The 20,262-nt window shown below is 56.0% G+C and carries 18 protein-coding genes; 4 read left to right on the forward strand and 14 right to left on the reverse strand.

Going from position 1 to position 20,262, the window contains the following annotated elements; translation table 11 throughout:
• Positions 1-1,401, reverse strand: coding sequence for an MFS transporter (locus EQV24_RS19095; RefSeq protein ID WP_130626939.1), 1,401 nt, complete (start codon positions 1,399-1,401; stop codon positions 1-3).
• A 224-nt stretch (positions 1,402-1,625) separates the two neighbouring features.
• Here EQV24_RS19095 and EQV24_RS19100 point away from each other — a divergent pair, with 224 nt between their 5' ends.
• Positions 1,626-2,444 carry a helix-turn-helix domain-containing protein gene (locus EQV24_RS19100; RefSeq protein ID WP_020686525.1) on the forward strand — a complete coding sequence of 273 codons (819 nt, stop codon included), beginning with the start codon at positions 1,626-1,628 and terminating at the stop codon, positions 2,442-2,444.
• Here EQV24_RS19100 and araD read toward each other — a convergent pair whose 3' ends face one another.
• From araD to yiaK, 8 genes are all read right to left on the reverse strand, one after another.
• Positions 2,445-3,140 carry an L-ribulose-5-phosphate 4-epimerase gene (araD, locus tag EQV24_RS19105; RefSeq protein WP_058661803.1) on the reverse strand — a complete coding sequence of 232 codons (696 nt, stop codon included), beginning with the start codon at positions 3,138-3,140 and terminating at the stop codon, positions 2,445-2,447.
• On the reverse strand, positions 3,134-3,994 hold the full coding sequence (locus tag EQV24_RS19110) for an L-ribulose-5-phosphate 3-epimerase (RefSeq protein ID WP_020686527.1): 861 nt from the start codon (positions 3,992-3,994) through the stop codon (positions 3,134-3,136). The genes araD and EQV24_RS19110 overlap by 7 nt, the downstream gene beginning before the upstream one ends.
• Positions 3,995-3,996: 2 nt before the next feature.
• The gene (gene ulaD / locus EQV24_RS19115; protein ID WP_038418390.1) at positions 3,997-4,650 is read right to left on the reverse strand and encodes a 3-keto-L-gulonate-6-phosphate decarboxylase UlaD; all 654 of its coding nucleotides are present in this window, start codon (positions 4,648-4,650) and stop codon (positions 3,997-3,999) included.
• Positions 4,647-6,152, reverse strand: a complete 1,506-nt coding sequence (locus tag EQV24_RS19120) for an FGGY-family carbohydrate kinase (protein WP_058661802.1) — start codon at positions 6,150-6,152, stop codon at positions 4,647-4,649. Before EQV24_RS19120 ends, ulaD begins: the two co-directional genes overlap by 4 nt.
• 56 nt (positions 6,153-6,208) lie before the next feature.
• Positions 6,209-7,528 (reverse strand): MFS transporter, encoded by a 1,320-nt coding sequence (locus EQV24_RS19125; RefSeq protein ID WP_029881926.1) that lies wholly within the window; start codon positions 7,526-7,528, stop codon positions 6,209-6,211.
• A gap of 45 nt (positions 7,529-7,573) precedes the next feature.
• On the reverse strand, positions 7,574-8,500 hold the full coding sequence (locus tag EQV24_RS19130; RefSeq protein ID WP_130626940.1) for a DUF4862 family protein: 927 nt from the start codon (positions 8,498-8,500) through the stop codon (positions 7,574-7,576).
• 151 nt (positions 8,501-8,651) lie between these two features.
• Positions 8,652-9,119: a YhcH/YjgK/YiaL family protein gene (locus tag EQV24_RS19135; protein WP_045901943.1), complete on the reverse strand. Its 468-nt coding sequence runs from the start codon at positions 9,117-9,119 to the stop codon at positions 8,652-8,654.
• A gap of 10 nt (positions 9,120-9,129) precedes the next feature.
• Positions 9,130-10,128: a 3-dehydro-L-gulonate 2-dehydrogenase gene (gene yiaK / locus EQV24_RS19140; RefSeq protein ID WP_013094954.1), complete on the reverse strand. Its 999-nt coding sequence runs from the start codon at positions 10,126-10,128 to the stop codon at positions 9,130-9,132.
• 225 nt (positions 10,129-10,353) lie between these two features.
• Here yiaK and yiaJ point away from each other — a divergent pair, with 225 nt between their 5' ends.
• Together yiaJ and EQV24_RS19150 are read left to right on the forward strand one after the other, a co-directional pair.
• Positions 10,354-11,172, forward strand: coding sequence for an IclR family transcriptional regulator YiaJ (gene yiaJ, locus EQV24_RS19145; RefSeq protein WP_013094955.1), 819 nt, complete (start codon positions 10,354-10,356; stop codon positions 11,170-11,172).
• Positions 11,173-11,175: 3 nt separating this feature from the next.
• On the forward strand, positions 11,176-11,631 hold the full coding sequence (locus tag EQV24_RS19150) for a 4Fe-4S dicluster domain-containing protein (protein ID WP_095907219.1): 456 nt from the start codon (positions 11,176-11,178) through the stop codon (positions 11,629-11,631).
• A gap of 4 nt (positions 11,632-11,635) precedes the next feature.
• Here the strand turns inward: EQV24_RS19150 and avtA are convergent, their stop codons facing one another.
• On the reverse strand, positions 11,636-12,892 hold the full coding sequence (gene avtA, locus EQV24_RS19155) for a valine--pyruvate transaminase (protein ID WP_020686533.1): 1,257 nt from the start codon (positions 12,890-12,892) through the stop codon (positions 11,636-11,638).
• 194 nt (positions 12,893-13,086) lie between these two features.
• Positions 13,087-15,117: an alpha-amylase gene (locus tag EQV24_RS19160; RefSeq protein WP_130626941.1), complete on the reverse strand. Its 2,031-nt coding sequence runs from the start codon at positions 15,115-15,117 to the stop codon at positions 13,087-13,089.
• Between the two features lie 314 nt (positions 15,118-15,431).
• Here EQV24_RS19160 and EQV24_RS19165 point away from each other — a divergent pair, with 314 nt between their 5' ends.
• The gene (locus EQV24_RS19165) at positions 15,432-16,256 is read left to right on the forward strand and encodes a protein bax (RefSeq protein ID WP_014830204.1); all 825 of its coding nucleotides are present in this window, start codon (positions 15,432-15,434) and stop codon (positions 16,254-16,256) included.
• A 37-nt stretch (positions 16,257-16,293) separates the two neighbouring features.
• Here the strand turns inward: EQV24_RS19165 and xylR are convergent, their stop codons facing one another.
• The 3 genes from xylR to EQV24_RS19180 are packed head-to-tail and all read right to left on the reverse strand — an operon-like array spanning position 16,294 to position 20,206.
• Positions 16,294-17,472: a D-xylose utilization transcriptional activator XylR gene (gene xylR, locus EQV24_RS19170; RefSeq protein ID WP_014830205.1), complete on the reverse strand. Its 1,179-nt coding sequence runs from the start codon at positions 17,470-17,472 to the stop codon at positions 16,294-16,296.
• A gap of 33 nt (positions 17,473-17,505) precedes the next feature.
• Positions 17,506-18,687 (reverse strand): xylose ABC transporter permease XylH, encoded by a 1,182-nt coding sequence (gene xylH / locus EQV24_RS19175; RefSeq protein ID WP_020686536.1) that lies wholly within the window; start codon positions 18,685-18,687, stop codon positions 17,506-17,508.
• Positions 18,665-20,206 (reverse strand): xylose ABC transporter ATP-binding protein, encoded by a 1,542-nt coding sequence (locus EQV24_RS19180; RefSeq protein WP_013094962.1) that lies wholly within the window; start codon positions 20,204-20,206, stop codon positions 18,665-18,667. The genes xylH and EQV24_RS19180 overlap by 23 nt, the downstream gene beginning before the upstream one ends.
• Between the last annotated feature and the right edge of the window lie 56 nt (positions 20,207-20,262).

The following is a 20,262-nucleotide window of genomic DNA, read 5'->3' on the forward strand; positions in this document are numbered from 1 at the left end:
TCAGGACGGTACATGACGCTGGCGCAAATCGGTGGCAATGCGCGACATCATCGGATTGTTGAGTCTGCACCAGCGGATTGAGACCGCCAGCAGCAGGTGGAAAAGGGCAGGGAGCAGCGTCTCCATGGCGGTAATGCCTTGCAGCGAGGCGGGCGTCTGGTTACCCGCTCCCGGCTGATAGGCGACGGCGATAAACACCAGGCTGATGATCCCGGCGCTGGAGGCCCACGCCAGCTTGATGAAAAACAGGTTGAAGGCGAAGTTCATACCCGACGATCGCACGCCGGTCTTCCACTCGCCGTAGTCGTCGGCAAAAGCCATCAGCGAGAAGTGCAGCGGCAGGGTAAAGCCCAGGATGACGCCGTTACTCAGAATTACGATCAGCCAGAGCGTCTGATGCGCCGGGCCGCCGGGCAGGAACCACATGCCAGCCGCGATCGCGGCGAGCACCAGGTTGGTGTAGTAGTAGAGTTTGACCGTATCAATACGGCGAGAGAGGGGGCTGACGATCACCGCCCCGAGGATCGCTGCGAAGGTCACCATGGTGAAAAACAGCGAGGTGTAGGCGGTGCTGCCCTGAAGCACATAGGTGATGAAGTACATGTATCCGCCACCACGGATATTGAAGACGTTGATCAGCAAAAACGACATCACCAGCATCAGCAGCAGCTGGTCATTTTTACGCAGCCCTGCCAGGTGTTCGCGCAGGGTGAATTTACCCATCAGCGCCAGTGGGACGCGTTCACGGACCCAGAAGAAGCAGCAGAGAAACATCACCATGGCGAGGGTGCACAGGACGCCAACGCCCAGCTGATAACCCCGGGCGGCGTTGCCTTGCCCCAGCGCTGCCACCAGCCACGGCAGGCCGACGGAGACCAAAAATCCCGCAACGCCGCACAGCACAAAGCGCCATGACTGGCAGGAAATGACCTCGCTGTGGCGGGTGGTCATGGTGTTGATCAGCGCACAGTAGGGCACGTTGATGGCGGTATAGCCGACGGACAGCAGCAGGTAGGTGCCGAATGCCCACGCAATCTTCACGCCCATGCTGGCTTCAGGTACGGTGAAGGTCAGCACGCCGATGATGCCAATAGGGAATGCCACCCACAGCTGCCAGGGACGAAAGCGCCCCCATCGGCTTTGGGTGCGGTCAGCAATCACGCCCATGACAGGGTCAGAAATCGCGTCAAATACGCGCAGGGCAATAAACAGCGTGCCGACAAGCGCCGGGGTCAGGCCAAAAATATCGGTATAGAAAAAGGTCAGGAAATTCATTATCAGGCAGGTAATGACCGTGCCGCCCGCGTCGCCCAGGCCGTAGCCAATTTTTTCGCGAACGGACAAACGTTCTTCTCTCACCCGTTGTGCAACGTCAGACTCGGTAATCGGTGTGGAAGTCATGAGATAACTCCTCGGTAATCGATTTTTATCGTATTTGTGCAAGGTACCTCATTCATTCTGCACTGAACGAAAAGGGCAACAAGGGAAGGGAAAAGTATAAAAAGATGACGATTCCGACCTGATGAAGAAAGTGTGAGTTTGATCGGGCAGCTATAACGTTAATTGTTAATAATCAATGGATAAGTCAATTAAATGCGGCAATAAAAGCGGAATGGTGAATATCCATGCTCGAATTATCCATAGCGCTTCCGATTAAAGTGCAAAACGGCGGATTGTTTATTTCGCGGGGCGTGGGTCGCCACCCGGCGCGTAAATTAACGTCGTGGGAAATCATTTTCGTCGAAAAGGGGACATTAACGATCCAGGAGGAGAACCGTCTTTTTGAGGTGAAGGCGGGGGAGAGTTTATTGCTCTGGCCGAAGCGGCGGCATGTGGGTACAGAAGATTTTCCGGCCGATCTGCGATTTTACTGGCTGCATTTTGAGGTGAAACCTGGGCCTTCTGCTTTGCCGGAGGCTTCTCCGCTGACCATTGAACAACATTGCTGCGTGAGGGATGTCCCGTCGGTAATTGCGCTTTTTCGCCAGTTCCTCAGCGAGCAGGAAAAATTACAGCGCAGCGTGGCGCTGGAAATGCTTTTGCTACTGATTTTGCAGCAAATATCCCTCTCAGCAGGGTATGAGGACCGCCCCGATGAGGCCGGTGCAGCTCTGGCCTGGAAGGCAAAACAGCTTATTCGCACGCAGTTTCATTTACCGCTCTCCACCTCGCTGCTGGCAAAATCGCTGCACTGTAATGCCGATTACCTCGGGCGCGTGTTTCGTCGGACATTTCATTTAACCCTGACGGAGGCGATTCATCGCCAGCGCGTCAGGGCGGCAGAAAAAATGCTGCTGAATGACTCAGCGTCATTAACGGAAGTGGCCACCCGCTGCGGTTTTAACGACGTGGGGTATTTCCGGCAGATATTTTCGAAGCATACCGGGTTAACGCCCGCCGTCTGGAAACGGCGGTACTGTAAAGAACACATTAATTCCGGTTGATCACTGCCCGTAATAGGCATGCGCACCGTGCTTGCGCAGATAATGTTTGTCGAGCAGTTCCTGCTGCATAACCGGAAGCTGCGGCGCAAGCTGGCGCGAAAACAGGCCCATGTACGCGCACTCTTCCAGCACCACGGCGTTGTGTACCGCATCGGCGGCATCTTTACCCCATGCGAACGGTCCGTGGGAGTGCACCAGCACTGCCGGGATCTGCATGGGGCTGATGTCGCGCTCTTCAAAGGTTTTGATGATCACTTCACCGGTCTGATACTCGTAGTCTCCTGCGATCTCCGCCGTGGTCATCCGCCGCGTGCAGGGGATCGCGCCGTAGAAGTAGTCCGCGTGCGTCGTGCCCCATGCGGGCAGATCCTGACCTGCCTGAGACCAGATGGTGGCATGGCGGGAATGGGTATGGACGATGCCGCCAATCTCCGGGTAGCGACGGTACAGCGCAAGATGGGTAGGCGTGTCTGACGACGGTTTCATGCTGCCCTCGACCACCTCACCGGTGGCAATATTCACCACCACCATATCCTTCGCCGTCATCACGTCATACTCCACGCCGGACGGTTTGATCACCATCAGACCGCTGTCGCGATCCACCGCGCTGACGTTACCCCAGGTGAAGGTCACCAGCTGGTGGGCGGGCAGTGCCAGGTTGGCTGCCAGCACCTCGGCTTTGAGTTGTTCTAACATGTCATGCCTCCTTCCTGCATGCGGGCTTCAATCCAGCGGCGCGCCTGGATAATCTCCAGCACCGGCTCTTTTGCTTTTTCGGTCCACATTTCAATCAGAAACGCGCCGCGGTAGTTCAGCTTATTGAGCGTGTTAAACACGCCAACGAAATCGACGCAGCCCTCGCCAAAGGGCACGTCGCGGAACTGTCCTGGGCTTTGTGCCGTGACGGGCTGGGTATCTTTCAGGTGAATTGCCGCGATGCGGTCAATGCCCAGCGTCAGTTCGGCGGCCACATCGTTACCCCACGCGCTGAGGTTGCCGACATCCGGGTAAACGCTAAACCACGGCGAGGCCAGCATCTCGTCCCACTTTTTCCATTTGCTGATGGAGTTCATAAACGCGGTGTCCATGATCTCAACGGCCACCATCACCTGCGCGGCGGCGGCCTGCTCGACCGCCCATGCCAGCCCTTCGGCGAAGCGTTGCCGGGTGCCTTCATCATGCTCTTCGTAATACACGTCATACCCGGCCAGCTGGATGGTGCGAATACCCAAATCACGCGCCAGTTTAATGGCGCTGGACATGATCTCCCGGGCGCGGGCGCGCACGGTTTCGTCCCGGCTGCCAAACGGGAAGCGGCGGTGGGCAGACAGGCACATGGAGGGGATCGACACACCGGTCTCCAGCATCGCTTCCACCAGCGATGCACGCTGTGTGGTGCTCCACGCCAGGCGCGACAGGCGTTCGTCCGTTTCATCTACCGACATTTCAACAAAATCAAAGCCACAGCTTTTTGCCAGCACCAGGCGCTCCGGCCAGGTGAGGGATTTCGGCAGCGCTTTTTCGTAAATACCTAACGGATGCTGACGCATGATTACGCTCCCCAGATGTCGCGGATTTGCGAATGGAAGGCCTCGGCCACCTGCGGTGGATTGGCAGCGCCTGCCAGTGCGCGACCGGCGATAAAGGCTTTGACGTTGATCTGCTTAAACAGCGGCAGGTCGGCCGGGGTGATGCCGCCGGTGACGGACAGCTGCAAACCAATGTCGGAGAGCGCTTTCATTCGGGCGAGATCTGCCTCACCCCACTGCTGACCGCTGGCCTGCGCGTCGCGTCCCCGGTGGTAGATGGCCTGCTTCACGCCGATGCGGTGCCAGGCGCGGGCATCGTCCAGCGTCCAGTTGCCAAACAGCTCCATCTGAATTTCCCCACCGCAGCGCAGCGCCACCGCGTGACCTTTTTCAACCGTGGCCAGCGGCGCAGCGCAGATGATGGTCATCCAGTTCGCGCCTGCGCCAAACGCCTGCTCTGCCAGCGTTTCTCCGGCATCGGCCACCTTCCAGTCCGCCACGAGGGTTTTCCCTGGACACTGCTCGCGCAGCGCACGCACGGCGTTAAGCCCTTCGGTTAGACATAAAATGGTGCCCGCTTCGATAATATCGACGTGATCGGAAAGCCTGGCGACATCGCGCTGGGCAGCCTGAAGTGAGGTGTGGTCGAGCGCCAGCTGCAGTAATGGTCGGCTCATAGGTCGTGCTCCTTAACACGGGCGTGATAACCCTGTAGTGCTGAAATCAGTAACTGGTAGCGCTGATACTTGCGCTGATAGGCCGCATGGGCGTGCATGTCGGGTTCAATGACCCGAATGTCGTGTCTGAGCGCGTGCTGCGCTGCGTAAAAATCGGGATAAACGCCGGTGCCGACCAGGGCGGCCAGCGCCGCGCCGGAACAGCCAGTCTCTTCCACCTGCGGGAGCGCAATTGCCAGACCGCTGACATCCGCCAGCATCTGCATCCATACGTCAGAGTGGGTCGGGCCGCCGGTGACGCGCAGTGCCTGTACGTCGGTAAAGCGTTCGAGCATGCGGTTTAGATGGGTCATATGGCTGAACACCACGCCTTCGTAAACTGCCTGTAAAAGATGCGCGCGAGTATGCAGCGCCTGCATGCCGTAGAAGCCGCTCGTCATCTCCAGCCCGGCGTTGCTGCCATAGAGAAACGGCAGAAATAACAGATCGCTTTCGGCTTTCGGCAGGCTGGCCACGGCGCGGTTGATCTCACTGAAAGACATTTCTCCCCACTGGGCGGTCAACCACTCAAGGTTGCCGGAAGAGGTGGGGCTGGCTTCGTGGACGATGTACTGCTGCGGGTGGACGTAACGCCCATAGACATAGGGATGCGGTTCGTTGTCCCGAAGCGCATTGGCAATCCCGCTGGTGACGGCCCAGGTGCCCATGACGGCGTTCAGCGTATGTTCGTCGTGCAGTCCGGCACAGATCGCGGTGGAAACCACATCAAACAGCCCACCAACGACGGGGGTTCCCGCCGCGAGACCGGTAAGTGCGGCAGCCTGAGCGGTGATTTCCCCGCAGATTTCTGCTGAACCGACAACGGGTGGCAGAGCGTTGTCGATTTCACTGATACCCAGCCAGCGCGTGAGCTGCGGATCGTACTGGCCGGTGTTCATGTTGTAGAGATTGGATTCAGAGATGTTGCTCTCTTCGCAGCCTTTTACGCCGGTGAGGCACCAGCGCAGGTAGTCGTGTGCCATCATCACGCAGCCAATCTGCTGATAGCGTTGTGGCTCATTCTCTTTGACCCAGCGCAGAAGAGAGGCCGGATGCCCGGTCCAGAGCGTCTGTCGCGTGTGCGGATAGAGTTTTTCGGGAATACCGTCCTGCTGCCAGCGCTGCACGATGTCCAGTGCCCGACGGTCTGAGGAGAGCATCGCATTGCCCAGAGGACGATCCTGTTTATCGAGAAGAAACAGCCCCTTGCCCTGCGCTGAAATGCCCACGCCTTTGATCTGCTCGCCGCTAACCCGGGCGTTGTTGAGCAGAAGAGCGACGGTGGTGTGACACTGCTGCCACAGCTGGTTCATGTCCCGCTCCGCATAGCCTGCTCGCGGGCTGAGCGTGGCAACCGTGCGGCGTTCAATACAGACCTCTTTTCCCTCGCGGGTATATAAACCGGCTTTCAGATAAGTACCGCCACAATCGATACCCAGCCAGAAGGGTTCTTTTTCACTCATCTTTGACTCTCTCGTCTTGCTCCCTCTCCCTGTGGGAGAGGGCTGGGGTGAGGGCATCAGGCCGCACGCTTATGCGGGTTCACCGTAGGATTAGGCTCCGCACCAGCATCGCACTTCGCCGGTAGAAGCAGGGCCAGCAGAGAGGCCAGTGCCAGTGACACCGCCAGGCAGTAAACTCCCGCATCTTTGCTGTACAAGGTGATCAGCACGCCGACCGCATAAGGGCCACAGAACCCGCCGAGGTTACCCAGGGCGTTAATTACCCCCCGCGCGCCGCCTGCCATCTCCGCGCTGAACAGGCGTGCCGGAATGGTCCAGAACACGCCCGCCGCCGACTGCAGGAAGAACCCACACCCCACCAGCGCGGCGTAGGCCAGCCAGGTATGCTCTTTCAGCGCCACGGAGAGGAACATGCAGAGCGCAAAACCAATCAGCGGCAGGGAGACAAACAGCTTGCGTTTACCGGTACGGTCAGAGAGCGAAGAGAAGAGGAACATACCCGCAATGGCCCCGATATAAGGCAGGATCGCGAGCACGCCTACCTGGCCGATGCTGGTGTGCGTGAGCTCTTTGAGAATGGTGGGTAGCCAGAGGGTGTAACCGTAAATGCCGGTCTGGTAGAAGAAGTTCAGGGCAATCAGCTGCCACATGGTTTTGTCGGACAGCACCGCGCTCAGCGAGGCGTTTTTCACCTCTTTACCGGCAATGGCCTGCTGTTCTGCGGCCAGGGTTTTGACCAGATAGTTTTTTTCCGCTTCAGAAATCCAGCGTGCTTCCTGCGGGCGGTCGTACACCGTGAAGGCCCACAGCACCAGTACAACGATGGACATCAGCCCTTCAATGATGAACAGCCAGCGCCAGTCGAGTGCAGTAATAATCCAGCCCGACAGGGGCGCGGTGATGATCCCGGCAATGGGGACGAACATAATTACAATCGCATTGGCACGACCGCGTTCGGCGTCAGGGAACCAGTTACTGATCATCGTCAGCACAACCGGCAGCATCCCGCCTTCTGCTACCCCGAGTAAGAAACGCAGCACCAGCAGTTGATACTGGCTGGTGACGAGCCCGGTCAGGACCGAAATCACCGCCCAGGCGACCAGCGACCAGCCGATAAATTTCTTCCCGCTGCCATGAACGGCAATCTTGCCGCCAGGCACCTGCAAAAACAGATAGCCAATAAAGAAGATCCCACCCGCCAGGCCTGCCATGGTGGCAGAAATACCTAACTCTTCATCCATACCGCCGGGCATGGCAAAAGCAATATTCACACGGTCCATATAAGAAATAATGCAGGCGATAAGAATCGGGGGAATAATTCTTAGCCAGCGCTGGCGCGGAATGTCCGCATGTAGAGCTTGAGTAGACGTATTCATATTTAATATCTCAGTGTAGGTAACCGGAATAAGATTTTTTTATTGTTATTGCGTTGCTTTTTTCATTTGGCTAATGCCGTCTCGCAAAATATCGATGCGATGGCTGATATCAGCATTAGCATTTATTTCCAGTAATTTAATACCGGAAAATTTCAATGTTGCGGCGCTCGCCGCAGTAAAGAGTGCTTTTGCATGTTCAGTGGTCAGCAAACTGTCGGCACAGTACGATGAAAACGGTGCGTGCAGATCCTGCCATTCACCATACTCTCCGCAGATGGTGGTGCCGGAGAACATCAACGCGGCCAGTTTTCCGGCCTGAAGGGCGGTCTGAACGTGCTCAACCGGAAGCGTGGTGTTGCGCCCTTCAATGGCTGAGCGCGCCCAGTTAATACAGATGCTGATATCTGTCTCTTTTATCACCTCCAGCACCTGCTCTAAGGGTAAAAATCCCTTACGCGGTGCGGGACCGGTCATGGCATCGCAGTGTTCAAGCACCAGATCGCAGGACCAGTCCCAGCCCGCGATTTCACGAGTGGAACGGGCGAACGCCTCGATAGCCTGCTCGACTGAAGCATTGCCCGCCTGCGGTGCGGCCTGCATTTCCAGAGCGATCACCTTTCCAGGAAAACGGGCGTTAACGGCAGCAATTTTCTGGCACAGATGGCGGTAAAATTCGACGCTGGCTTTACGCTGATCTTCATCAGCGGAGGCCAGGCCAAACGCACCGTTTGTGCCGCGGCGGCGCATGGTTTCCATCACGGCGGTCACCACGATTTGCCATTCACCCGGCGTATGGCGGAACAGCCATTCATCCCCATATGGATGGAGATGTTCAAGGCAGGGTTGTTCCAGCCCGCGAATGTGTGGCGTGTCAGAAAGTTCCCGCCAGAAGGTTTGTTCTTCTTGTTCCCCTTTCTGGTGAAACGAGGGTGCGCAGGGGTACGCACCAATAATAAAACCGGTATTGGTCATTTCGCGTTCCTGTATTTATACCCGTCATACTTCAAGTTGCATGTGCGTTGGCTGCGCTCGTTCACCCCAGTCACTTACTTATGTAAGCTCCTGTAGATTCACTCTCTTGCCGCCTTCCTGCAACTCGAATTATTTAGGGTATATCAGAAAATTAATCTAATTCGCTGATTGCCACTTTCACCACAATTTTGCGAATTGCAGTTTCCTTGTTTTTAATACAGGCAGGACGGTGTACATCCTGCGGGAAAAATATGGCGTAACTGCCGGGTATCATTTCGATAAACGATTCATTTTCACTGTTGTGATAAAAAATAATATCCCGCTGTTCCAGTAATGATTCGCTGATGTTGTTATTGCCGGTATCGATAGCAATACCGATTTTTTCTTCACCCCACGCCAGAAATTGAATATCAAGATAGCGGCGATGCACTTCCGGGCGATTTTCGTGCTGTTCCCGGGTGGTGAGATCAAGCACCTGGGCAAAGATGTTGTGTCCCTCAATTTCAACGACACCCGGCTTTAGCATGCTGAAATCCGTGGTACGCAGAAAATCTAACGCTTTTTCAATCGCCCGCGGCAGGCGACACGGATTTGGCTGTGAAATATGTCCGAATATCATGGCCCACTCCTTACAGCGCCTGGATTTTCGCCCACACGCTGTCGTCAATGGTGATGCCGTTGCGGCGGTTCTCTTCAAGCAGTCGCGTAAATTCATGCCCCGGCAGACGGACAGCGACGTTTTCGTCTGCCCGCTCGGCGGTGGTGATGAAGTCCATAATACGCTGCAGTTTGGCATCGCGGGTTGGGCCGTCGATCAGGCGGTCGACCTCGATGGCGATAAAGATCTGCGACACGCCATACTCGTCGCTGTTGTCCTGGGTAACTTCCGCCACGGAGGAGCCGTTAGAGAGCAGGGTGGCGATCATGTCGAGCACAATCGATAAGCCGGAACCTTTCCAGTAGCCCATAGGCAGAATACGGCGATTTTTCTCAATCACGCCAGGCTCTTTGGTCAGATTGCCCTCGTCGTCGAATCCACCGTCGACCGGTAACGTGCGTCCGGCCAGTCGGTTCACTTCCAGCATGCCGTAGGAGAACATCGACATCGACATATCGACCATGGTAATTGGGGAGGAGGGGATCGCCACGATAAGTGGGTTGGTGCCGATGCAACATTCTTTTGACCCCCACGCGGGCATCACCGCAATGGAGTTGGTCCAGCAGATCCCGATGTAGCCCTTCTCTGCGGCTTGCCAGCCATAGCTCCCTCCGCGCATCCAGTGGTTAGCGTTACGCAGCGCAACCAGACCGATACCGTGATCGGAGGCCAGTTCGGTGGCGCGATCCATCATTTTTTTCGCCGTCAGGTTACCGATGGCGCGTTGGGCATCCCACTGTTCGATGGCCCCTAATGTGGTCACCCGTTTTGGCTGGGCATCAGGAATGATGTCGCCCGCGTCCAGTTGCTGAATAAAACGCGGGAAGCGGTTCACGCCGTGGGAATAGACGCCAGATTCCGTGGTGCGGGCAAACATCTCCGCGCAGGCATCCGCCGTTTCTGCTTTTACACCGCGATCGAGCAGAACCCGATTGAACGCTGCTTTCAACTCTTCGAATGTCACTTTCATCCCTGTTCTCCTGTTCTTCGTAGGGGCAAGTGCGAGTGCTTTTTTATCGCTAAATTTCAATATGCGAAATCTGATTTCAAATATAGCGATCAAATTTTGCCAGATCAACGACATTCATGATTTTCAAAATCGATTAAAATCAACTGGTTGTGTTTTTTCTGTTGAGATCGTGAACTGAACCACACTTTGCGCTACCATCAGGGCGCGATAAAAAGGAGCCATGGGATGAGCATGAAAGAGAGCGACATGACGCAAGAAAAAGAGAGGCCAGCAGGTAGCCAGAGCTTGTTTCGCGGTCTGATGCTGATTGAGATCCTCAGTAACTATCCGAACGGCTGTCCTCTGGCCCATTTATCGGAACTGGCCGGGCTGAATAAGAGCACCGTGCACCGGTTACTGCAGGGATTGCAGTCGTGCGGGTACGTCACCCCGGCACCGGCGGCGGGCAGCTATCGTCTGACCACCAAATTTATCGCCGTCGGGCAAAAGGCGCTGTCGTCGCTGAATATCATCCACGTGGCTGCTCCGCATCTTGAGTCGCTGAATATCGCCACCGGCGAGACGGTGAACTTCTCCAGCCGCGAAGACGATCACGCGATCCTGATTTATAAGCTTGAGCCGACCACCGGTATGCTGCGCACGCGCGCCTATATCGGCCAGCATATGCCGCTTTACTGCTCGGCAATGGGCAAGATCTACATGGCATTCGGTCACCAGGACTATGTGGCTAGCTACTGGGAAAGCCACCAGGATCAGATTCAGCCGCTGACCCGCAACACCATCACTGAACTGAGCGCGATGTATGATGAGCTGGCGGAAATCCGCGAGCACAGCATGGCGATGGACAAAGAAGAGAACGAGTTGGGGGTCTCCTGTATCGCGGTGCCGGTGTTTGATATTCATGGCCGCGTGCCGTATGCGATCTCAATTTCGCTGTCGACCTCCCGCATGAAGCAGATTGGCGAAAAAAATCTGCTTACACCTCTGCGTGAAACGGCGGACGCGATCTCCAGAGAGCTGGGTTTTAACGTGCGCGAGGGATAACAGATGAACCGGTTCATCATGGCGGATTCGGCAAAATGCATCGGCTGTCGCACCTGCGAAGTGGCGTGTGTCGTGTCGCATCAGGACGCCATCTCAACAGGCGCCTTTACGCCCCGCATTCGGGTAGTCAAAGGAGACGCTTTCACCACGGCGGTGGGTTGCCATCAGTGTGAAGATGCCCCTTGCGCGAATGTCTGCCCAACGCAGGCGATTCGCCGTGGCGAGGGAGCCTGGCAGGTTGAGCAGGCGCGGTGTATTGGGTGTAAACGCTGTATGGTGGCGTGCCCGTTTGGGGCGATGCAGGTGCAGTGGGCAGGAGATACGCTTCAGGCGCTGAAATGCGATTTATGCGCACACCGCGCGGACGGACCGGCCTGTGTGGAAGCCTGTCCGACCCACGCGCTGAGCTGTGTCGATCCCGCCAGATTACGCACCGAGCGGTTGCGTCATCTGGCGTAGGTTCTTACTGGGCGTCTTCGCGCCAGGCGAATTCGATCTCTTCGGCGAGAATTTTTACCCCGGCTTCGATTTTTTCCGGATCGGGCACGTAGTTCATACGCATACATTGATGCGTATGCGGCCACGGCTTGTCCAGCCCCGGGAAGAAGTAATCACCCGGCACCATCAATACGCCTCGCTTCTTCAGGCGCTGATAAAGCAGTTCGGTGGTGATCGGCAGATCTTTAAACCACAGCCACAGGAAAATTGCCCCTTCAGGTTTGTGGATCAGGCAGCGTTCTTCCGGTAAATAGCGGCGAAGTATGGCAATCGTCTCCTGAACGCGCTGATAATAGAACGGCTTAATCACGTCATTAGACAGGCGCAGCAGATCGTTGCGTTTAATCATTTCGCACATCATCGCCGGGCCAATACCGCCAGGAGAAAGGCTGATAATGCCGTTCATGTTGGTAATGGCGGTGATGATTTTTTCATTGGCGACGATGATCCCGCAGCGGCTGCCCGGCAGGCCGAGCTTGGAGAGGCTCATACACAGGACGATGTTCGGGTTCCACAGCGGACGTGCTTCGCTGAAGATAATGCCCGGGAACGGCACGCCATAGGCGTTATCGATCACCAGCGGGATGCCATGCTGATTTGCCAGCGCATCCAGTTTCATCAGCTCGTCGTCGGTGATGACGTTGCCCGTTGGGTTGGTTGGACGTGATACGCAGATCATGCCCGTCTCTTCACCAATGTGCAGATGTTCAAAATCGACGTGGTATTTGAACTGACCTTCCGGCAGCAGCTCAATATTCGGGCGCGCGGAGACGAACAGATCCTCTTCCAGACCGGAATCGGCGTAGCCGATATACTCCGGTGCCAGCGGGAACAATACTTTTTTGGTGGTGCCGTCGGCGCGACGTCCTGCGAAAAGGTTAAACAAGTAGAAAAACGCGCTCTGACTGCCGTTTGTCAGTGCAATATTCTGCGGTTCGATATCCCAACCCAGCTCTTCACGCAGCATGTCGGCGAGGAGTTTCAGCAGTTCGGTTTTACCCTGAGGGCCGTCGTAATTGCAAAGCGCATCGGTTGCTTTGCCGTTTTCCAGCATCTGAGCGAGCAGCGTCTGGAAATAGGTATTCATCTCCGGGATTTGAGCCGGGTTTCCGCCGCCGAGCATGATGGCGCCCGGTGTGCGCAGCCCGTCGTTGAGGTCCTCCATCAGGCGGGTAATGCCTGAATGGCGGGTAAATTTGTCGCCGAAAAGTGAAAACGTCATAGCAGGTGATCTGTCGAGCTTGTTTTGAAAGTGGGTAACCATAACGCTAGCACCGTGCGGGTGCAAATCGGCTGGTGTGGTCGGATTTGTGGTTTTATGTGGCGGGTGTGGATTTTTGTAGTGAATAGTTCTGGTGAGTGCCCCTCGCCCCGACCCTCTCCCGGTGGGAGAGGGAGAAAACCGCAGTGAGGGGGCTATTGGTTCCCCGCCCAGACGACCATGACCTTATCGCCATCATGTTCACGTACGAATCCATACCCCTCTTTCAGCGAAAGCGTGGTTTGCTTGCCTTCACCTATCGCCGGATGGCGGGCGCGGAACTGACCCAGCGTTTGCCAGTGGGCGACGGTTAACGCCTGTTTGCCCGTCACATCCTGCCAGTTCATATCCGAGCGTGTTCCCTGCAGAGGGTCGGAACCCGTCGGCCCGAACGGACGCTCTGATTCATCCCCATAATAGATTTGTATGCTGCCTGGCGCTAACAGCAGCAGTTCTGCCGCGCGCTGGCCTCCTTCGCGGAACAGGCGGGTGTCATGCGAGGAGAGATAGCTCAGGACGTTAAAGCTTTGCAGTTTTTCCGCCATCTGCTGCCAGGTCAGATCGATATCGGCCAGGCAGTTCACCGCTTTTGCCGCCTGCTCCTGATAATCGAAGTTAATCATCGCATCGAAGCCGTGGCGGTAATAATCGCTCTGCATGACTCCGTGGCCCCAGGATTCACCCGTCATCCAGAACGGCGCATTGTCGAGTTTTTTGTCCGGGTGAGAACCTTTCCAGGCCGCCAGCGCCTGGCTTGCCTGGTCCTTCAACTGCTGCCAGGCCGCCAGCTCCACGTGTTTTGCCGTATCAACACGGAAACCGTCAATGCCATACTCGCGTACCCACTGGCTGAGCCAGTGGGTCAGGTAATCGCGCGGGGTGTATCCCGGGATAGCTTTTGCCTGGGTATCGGGCTTGTGCTGATAGAAGTTTGGCAAATCGGACGGCGTGGTGGATTCCGTTTTCAGGTCGGGTAAAAACGCCAGCGACATGGTCAGGTCATCAAAGCCCGGGTTGTCGTAATCGCCAATATCGGTGCGGATCCATTTTTTACCCCACCATTTTTCCCATGCGGTTTTATCGCTGAAGTTGATGTAATCATTAAAGCTGTGCCAGCTTTGTCCCGTGCCCGGCTTCCAGTCGGTCCAGCGTTCACCCAGCGTCTTCTTCAGCTCATCACCCTGCAGATAGAGCGCGCCAAACTGGTACTCCTGCATGTCGGCAAGCGTTGCGTAGCCCACATGGTTCATGACGATATCGAACAGAATGCGGATGCCGCGCTTGTGCGCTTCATCGACGAGATGACGTAAATCATCTTCGGTGCCCATGTTGGCATCAAGCCTGGTCCAGTCCTGCGTGTAGTAACCATGGTAGGCGTAGTGGGGGAAATCCCCTTTGGTGCCACCGCCGACCCAGCCGTGGATCTGCTCAAGCGGGGAGCTTATCCAGAGCGCGTTTACCCCCAGTTGCTGCAGATAATCAAGCTTGCTCGCAAGCCCTTTCAGATCGCCGCCGTGGAAAGTGCCAATCTCCTGCATGCCGTCTTTGTGGCGGCCATAGCTATTGTCATTCGTGGGGTCACCATTTACGAAGCGGTCGGTCAGCACGAAATAGACCGTAGCGTTTTGCCAGCTAAACGGCGCGGGTTTGTCGGTTTCGGCGCGCTCAAGCAGCAGCAGGCCGTTGCTGTTGGCGGCAGGCTGAAGGGTAATTTTTCCCTGCTGCACCGTCGCGGTTTGTTTGCTGTAGAAATCTCGCACCACGGAGCCTTCCGGGAAGGTGTTTCCCACCTCCAGCGTCAGGGGTTTTCCATCCCATTTTGGGCACTGGCGGATAACGTTTGCCACCGGTTGTTCTGCTGCGCTCTTGATGGTCAGCATCAGGGTTGGCGTGCCGGAACGGGTATCGACACGCATCTGGTACTCTCCGTCGCGGAACAGACGCCACTGCGGCGGCGTGCCGTCACACGGTTTGAGCGACAGCATCTCGTTGAGTTTTATCGCTTCTGTTGGCTGCCAGCACGTGTTGTCAAAACTCACTGTTAAAGGACGCGTACCCTTCGCAAGCTTTGCCTGGCTGGTGAACATTCCGGTGCCTTCGGCGCTGAATGCGTTAAATCCCGGCGATGACCAGTCAGCGTGTGCCAGTGCGGGTAACATCAGAAAAGCTACGGCGGTGCGTTTCATTCCATCTTCCTGTCGCGGCATTTTTGACCAGTGTGCCATCAGGTGAGGCGTAAAAACTCATCCCCCGGCGCTTTCTGCAAGGATGACGCGAGAGGATGAGTGATCCCGCGCAAAATTAGGCAGTTATCTGCGAGATCGCACACAAATTTTCAGAATTGATGCTTAAGTGAGCACGTTTCAGGTGACATAGTTTCGGAATTGGACTATTTCTATACGTGCTCTTGAAGTCTATTTTTGATATGATTTGAGATTCCGCTCTCAAATTTGTGAAAAAAATAAGGTGTTGGAATGTTTATATCCGACCAGGAGACCTAATGATATCGACTCCCATTCGACGATATGGGGCCGCGATACTCATGTTACTCACCACGACATTTTCGGGTGGGGTGCTTGCAAAGACGCACACGGATACAACGAGTAAGAAAGCCCACGTAATAAAGACGACAAGCAGTAAGGTTAGCAGTAAACAAGAGTATTCTCGCAATAGTGCAAAGAGTAGTTCACTTCCTGATTTGCGAAAATACCCTTCCGGAACACCAAGGAAAAAAGCGTTTCTCCGGACAGTAATGCCTTACATCACAAGTCAAAACGCCGCGATTACGGCAGATCGTAACTGGTTGATCGCCAAACAGTACGATAGCCGCTGGACGCCGTCCGAGCGCGCGCGCCTGAAAGATATCGCAAAGCGCTACAAGGTAAGCTGGAACGGTAACACCCGTCGTGTGCCGTGGAACTCGCTCCTTGAGCGTGTCGACATCATCCCGGGCAGCATGGTTGCGACAATGGCTGCAGCCGAAAGTGGCTGGGGCACCTCGAAGCTGGCGCGCAACAACAACAACCTCTTCGGCATGAAGTGCGTGAAGGGGCGTTGTAAAAATGCGCCGGGCAAGGTGAAGGGCTACTCGCAGTTTGAATCGGTGAAAGACTCAGTAAATGCCTATGTGGTAAACCTGAACACCCATCCGGCCTACTCGTCGTTCCGTAAGTCACGCGCACAGCTGCGTAAAGCGGATCAGGAAGTAACGGCCAGTACGATGATCCACAAGCTGAAAGGTTATTCCACCCAGGGTCAGCGCTATAACAACTATCTGTTTGCGATGTACCAGGATAACCAGCGACTTATCGCCGCCCATATGTAATCCCAATAACGCCTTCCACTGGAAGGCGTTTTCTTTTCTACATCATGACTTCGCTGTGGCGTTCCCGATACTCTTTCGGCGTGTTGTCATACTCTTTACGGAACACCGAATAAAAATACTGCAGCGACGGATAGCCGCACATCTGCGAGATTTCGTTGATCGACAGCGATGTGGAGATGAGCAAACTGCGCGCTTTCTCCAGCTTCTCTGCGTGAATGACCGCATGAATGGTTTCGCCCACTTCCTCTTTAAAACGCTTCTCCAGATTTGAACGGGAAATACCCACGGAATCCAGCACCTGATCGACCTTGATACCTTTGCAGGCGTGGTTGCGGATAAAGTGCATCGCCTGAATGACTGCCGGGTCGTTTAAGGAGCGGTAATCCGTTGAGCGACGTTCTACCACGCGGACCGGGGGAACCAGCAGGCGCTGAAGCGGCAGGGATTCGTTATCCAGCAGACGATGCAGTAATTTTGCGGCCTGATACCCCATCTGTCGGGTGCCCTGCGCCACTGAGGAAAGGGCCACGCGAGAAAGGTAGCGGGTAAGCTCTTCGTTATCGATGCCAATCACGCACAGCTTCTCCGGCACCGGAATGTGCAAATGTTCGCAGACCTGCAATACGTGGCGCGCACGGGCGTCCGTCACGGCAATAATGCCGGTTTGCGGCGGCAGCGTCTGCAGCCAGTCAGCCAGACGGTTTTGCGCGTGCTGCCAGTTTTCCGGCGCGGTTTCCAGCCCCTGATAGACCACGCCGCGGTATTTCTCCTGGGCGACAAGCTGACAAAAGGCGTGTTCGCGCTCAACGGCCCAGCGCTTGCCGCTGGAGGCTGGTAAACCATAGAACGCAAAGCGATGGACGCCTTTCTCCTTTAAATGCAGAAACGCGCTTTCAACCAGAGCATGGTTATCGGTGGCGATATAGTGGACGGGAGGATAGTGCTCGGGCGAATGGTAAGAGCCGCCGACGCCCACAATCGGGACGTCGACGTCAGTCAGTAATTGCTCAATGACCGGGTCGTCATAGTCAGCGATGACGCCATCGCCCAGCCAGTCTTTGATGTTCTCGAGTCGGGTGCGGAAATCCTCTTCGATAAAGATATCCCACTCAGATTGCGACGCCTGCAAATATTCACCAACGCCCTCTACCACCTGTCGGTCGTAAGCTTTGTTGGCATTGAATAACAACGTAATGCGGTGACGCTTTTCAAACATGGCTCGCTTCCCAAATAAGTCACAATACGGTTATCAGGTACGCCGCTTGGTGGCAGAGTCCATCCAGACTGCCAGCAAAAGAATGGCCCCCTTGACGATATACTGCCAAAACGTCGGGACGTCCATCATACTCATCCCGTTATCCAACGAAGCCATGATAAATGCCCCCATCACCGCGCCCGCCACGCTGCCGACACCGCCTGCGAGGCTGGTACCGCCAATGACGCAGGCGGCGATAGCATCCAGCTCGGCAATGTTCCCGGCAGACGGCGAACCCGCCCCGAGACGCGAGCTGAGGATCAACCCTGCGATAGCAACCATCAGGCCGTTAATGGCAAAGACCGCCAGTTTGGTGCGCTCTACGTTAATGCCCGACAGACGGGCGGCCTCAAGGTTACCGCCGATGGCGTAAATACGGCGGCCAAACGCGGTACGCGTGGCCATAAACATGCCGCCCAGCAGCAGGAGGGCCAGCAGGAGAACTGGCGTAGGCACGCCGCGATAGTCATTCAGGAGCCAAATCGCGCCGAGCACGATCACCGCAGTCAGTGCCTGACGTCCCACCACGGATGTTGATGGGGAGGAGGCCAGCCCCAGCGACTGACGGCGCATACGGCCACGCCATTGCCAGGCCACGAACGCCAGCAGCCCGACCACGCCGATGGTAAAGCCCACGCTGTCCGAGAGGTAGCTCTGACCAATCTGCGACATGGCGGCGCTGGTGGGAGAGACGGTGGTGCCGTTGGTGATACCAATCAATACGCCGCGGAAGGCCAGCATTCCTGCCAGAGTAACAATGAACGACGGGACCTTCCGGTAGGCAACCCACCAGCCGTTCCAGGCACCCAGCACCAGACCTAATACCAGCGTCACCGCCACGGTCAGCGGCAGCGGCCAGCCGAGCCAGACGTCAAAAATGGCCGCGACGCCGCCGAGCAGGCCCATCATCGACCCCACCGACAGGTCGATTTCCGCCGAAATAATGACGAAGACCATGCCCACGGCCAGAATGCCGGTGATGGCAGTCTGGCGCAGCAGGTTAGAGACGTTACGCGCGCTCAGGTAGGAGCCATCGGTCATCCAGGTAAAAAACAGCATGATGGCGATAATGGCCGCGATCATCACGAATACCTGAAGGTTCAGCGCTTTTAACCCCGCGAATGCGCCGGGCGTCTGAACAGCGACTTTGATATCAGACGGATTGCTTTTCGACATGACGTTCGCTCCTTAAAGCGGCTTCCATCACCTGCTCCTGCGTCAGGTTCTGGTTAATCAGATTGGCTTTCAGTTTGCCCTCGTGCATGACCAGCACACGGTCGCTCAGGCCGAGCACTTCGGGTAATTCAGAGGAGATGACAATGACGGCGATCCCTTGCTGTACAAGCTGATTAATCAGTTTGTAGATTTCGTACTTCGCACCGATATCAATGCCGCGCGTCGGCTCATCAAGGATCAAGATGCGCGGATTGAGGAGCAGACAGCGCGCCAGAATGGCTTTTTGCTGGTTGCCTCCGCTCAGGCGTCCAATGGCCAGTTCCGGCGAGGATGTTTTCACTTTGAGGCGGGCGAGAGATTGCAAAATGCACTGCTGCTCTGCGGCATCATCAAGGCTGCTCAGCGCGCCGGAGAACTGATCGAGTGCCGCGAGCGTGATGTTTTTACCCACCGCCATTACCGGCACGATGCCGTCTTTTTTACGGTCTTCCGGCACCATGGCAATTCCGTGGGCAATCGCCTGCTGGCAGTTGTCGATTTTCACCGGCTTGCCATCAATATAAACCGTGCCTTCCCAGCGCCCTGGCCAGACGCCGAACAGGCACTGCACGGCTTCAGTACGTCCGGCGCCGACGAGCCCGGCAACACCGAGAATTTCACCCCGGTGCAGAGAAAAGGAGATGTTGTTTACGCGTTTGATATGGCGATTTACCGGGTGCCACGCGGTCAGGTTTTCTACGCGTAACACTTCATCACCCGTTGTGTGAGGTTCATTCGGGTAGAGCGCCGTCAGTTCACGGCCCACCATCATGGTGATGATGTCATCCTCGCTCATGCCTTCGGCTTCGCGTGTGCCGATGTGTTGACCATCGCGGATCACGCAGATGGTGTCCGAAATGGCTTTGACCTCGTTGAGTTTGTGAGAAATGTAGATGCAGGCGATACCGTGATTTTGCAGATCGCGGATGATATCCAGCAGGACGGCCGTTTCCTGTTCGGTGAGAGAGGCCGTGGGTTCGTCGAGGATCAGCAGCCTGACCTGTTTGTTCAGCGCCTTAGCGATTTCAACCAGCTGTTGCTGCCCCAGACCCAGGTCTCCCACGCGGGTATCCGGCGAAATGGCCAGACTGACCTGCGCCAGCAGTTTTTCACAGCGTAGCGTCATGGTGTCGTAATCCAGCACGCCGTGGCGCGAAATTTCGGCCCCGAGGAAAATGTTCTCCAGCACGGTGAGATGCTTCACCAGCGCCAGCTCCTGGTGAATGATGGCGATACCCTTACGTTCAGTATCGCGAATGTGGGTGGCCTGAATGACCTCGCCGGCAAAGACAATTTCACCTTCGTAGCTGCCATGCGGATAGATCCCGCACAACACTTTCATCAGCGTCGACTTACCCGAACCGTTTTCGCCGCAGAGCGAAACCACTTCACCAGGATTTAGCCGCAGGCTCACGTTATCGACCGCTTTCACCGCGCCAAAACGCTTGGTGATGCTCTTCATTTCAAGTAAATAAGGCATAACTGCTCCACATGACCCGAGGTAAAAACAGTACAAGTCGATGCGCCCCCGCAGGG

It is taken from the genome of Enterobacter sp. A8, from assembly GCF_004296595.1.
Lineage (GTDB): Bacteria > Pseudomonadota > Gammaproteobacteria > Enterobacterales > Enterobacteriaceae > Enterobacter > Enterobacter cloacae.

Coding starts and splice junctions, on each gene's coding strand:
- EQV24_RS19095 (WP_130626939.1), bottom strand. CDS start 1,401: ATGACTTCCACACCGATTACCGAGTCTGACGTTGCACAACGGGTGAGA.
- EQV24_RS19100 (WP_020686525.1), top strand. CDS start 1,626: ATGCTCGAATTATCCATAGCGCTTCCGATTAAAGTGCAAAACGGCGGA.
- araD (WP_058661803.1), bottom strand. CDS start 3,140: ATGTTAGAACAACTCAAAGCCGAGGTGCTGGCAGCCAACCTGGCACTG.
- EQV24_RS19110 (WP_020686527.1), bottom strand. CDS start 3,994: ATGCGTCAGCATCCGTTAGGTATTTACGAAAAAGCGCTGCCGAAATCC.
- ulaD (WP_038418390.1), bottom strand. CDS start 4,650: ATGAGCCGACCATTACTGCAGCTGGCGCTCGACCACACCTCACTTCAG.
- EQV24_RS19120 (WP_058661802.1), bottom strand. CDS start 6,152: ATGAGTGAAAAAGAACCCTTCTGGCTGGGTATCGATTGTGGCGGTACT.
- EQV24_RS19125 (WP_029881926.1), bottom strand. CDS start 7,528: ATGAATACGTCTACTCAAGCTCTACATGCGGACATTCCGCGCCAGCGC.
- EQV24_RS19130 (WP_130626940.1), bottom strand. CDS start 8,500: ATGACCAATACCGGTTTTATTATTGGTGCGTACCCCTGCGCACCCTCG.
- EQV24_RS19135 (WP_045901943.1), bottom strand. CDS start 9,119: ATGATATTCGGACATATTTCACAGCCAAATCCGTGTCGCCTGCCGCGG.
- yiaK (WP_013094954.1), bottom strand. CDS start 10,128: ATGAAAGTGACATTCGAAGAGTTGAAAGCAGCGTTCAATCGGGTTCTG.
- yiaJ (WP_013094955.1), top strand. CDS start 10,354: ATGAGCATGAAAGAGAGCGACATGACGCAAGAAAAAGAGAGGCCAGCA.
- EQV24_RS19150 (WP_095907219.1), top strand. CDS start 11,176: ATGAACCGGTTCATCATGGCGGATTCGGCAAAATGCATCGGCTGTCGC.
- avtA (WP_020686533.1), bottom strand. CDS start 12,892: ATGACGTTTTCACTTTTCGGCGACAAATTTACCCGCCATTCAGGCATT.
- EQV24_RS19160 (WP_130626941.1), bottom strand. CDS start 15,117: ATGAAACGCACCGCCGTAGCTTTTCTGATGTTACCCGCACTGGCACAC.
- EQV24_RS19165 (WP_014830204.1), top strand. CDS start 15,432: ATGATATCGACTCCCATTCGACGATATGGGGCCGCGATACTCATGTTA.
- xylR (WP_014830205.1), bottom strand. CDS start 17,472: ATGTTTGAAAAGCGTCACCGCATTACGTTGTTATTCAATGCCAACAAA.
- xylH (WP_020686536.1), bottom strand. CDS start 18,687: ATGTCGAAAAGCAATCCGTCTGATATCAAAGTCGCTGTTCAGACGCCC.
- EQV24_RS19180 (WP_013094962.1), bottom strand. CDS start 20,206: ATGCCTTATTTACTTGAAATGAAGAGCATCACCAAGCGTTTTGGCGCG.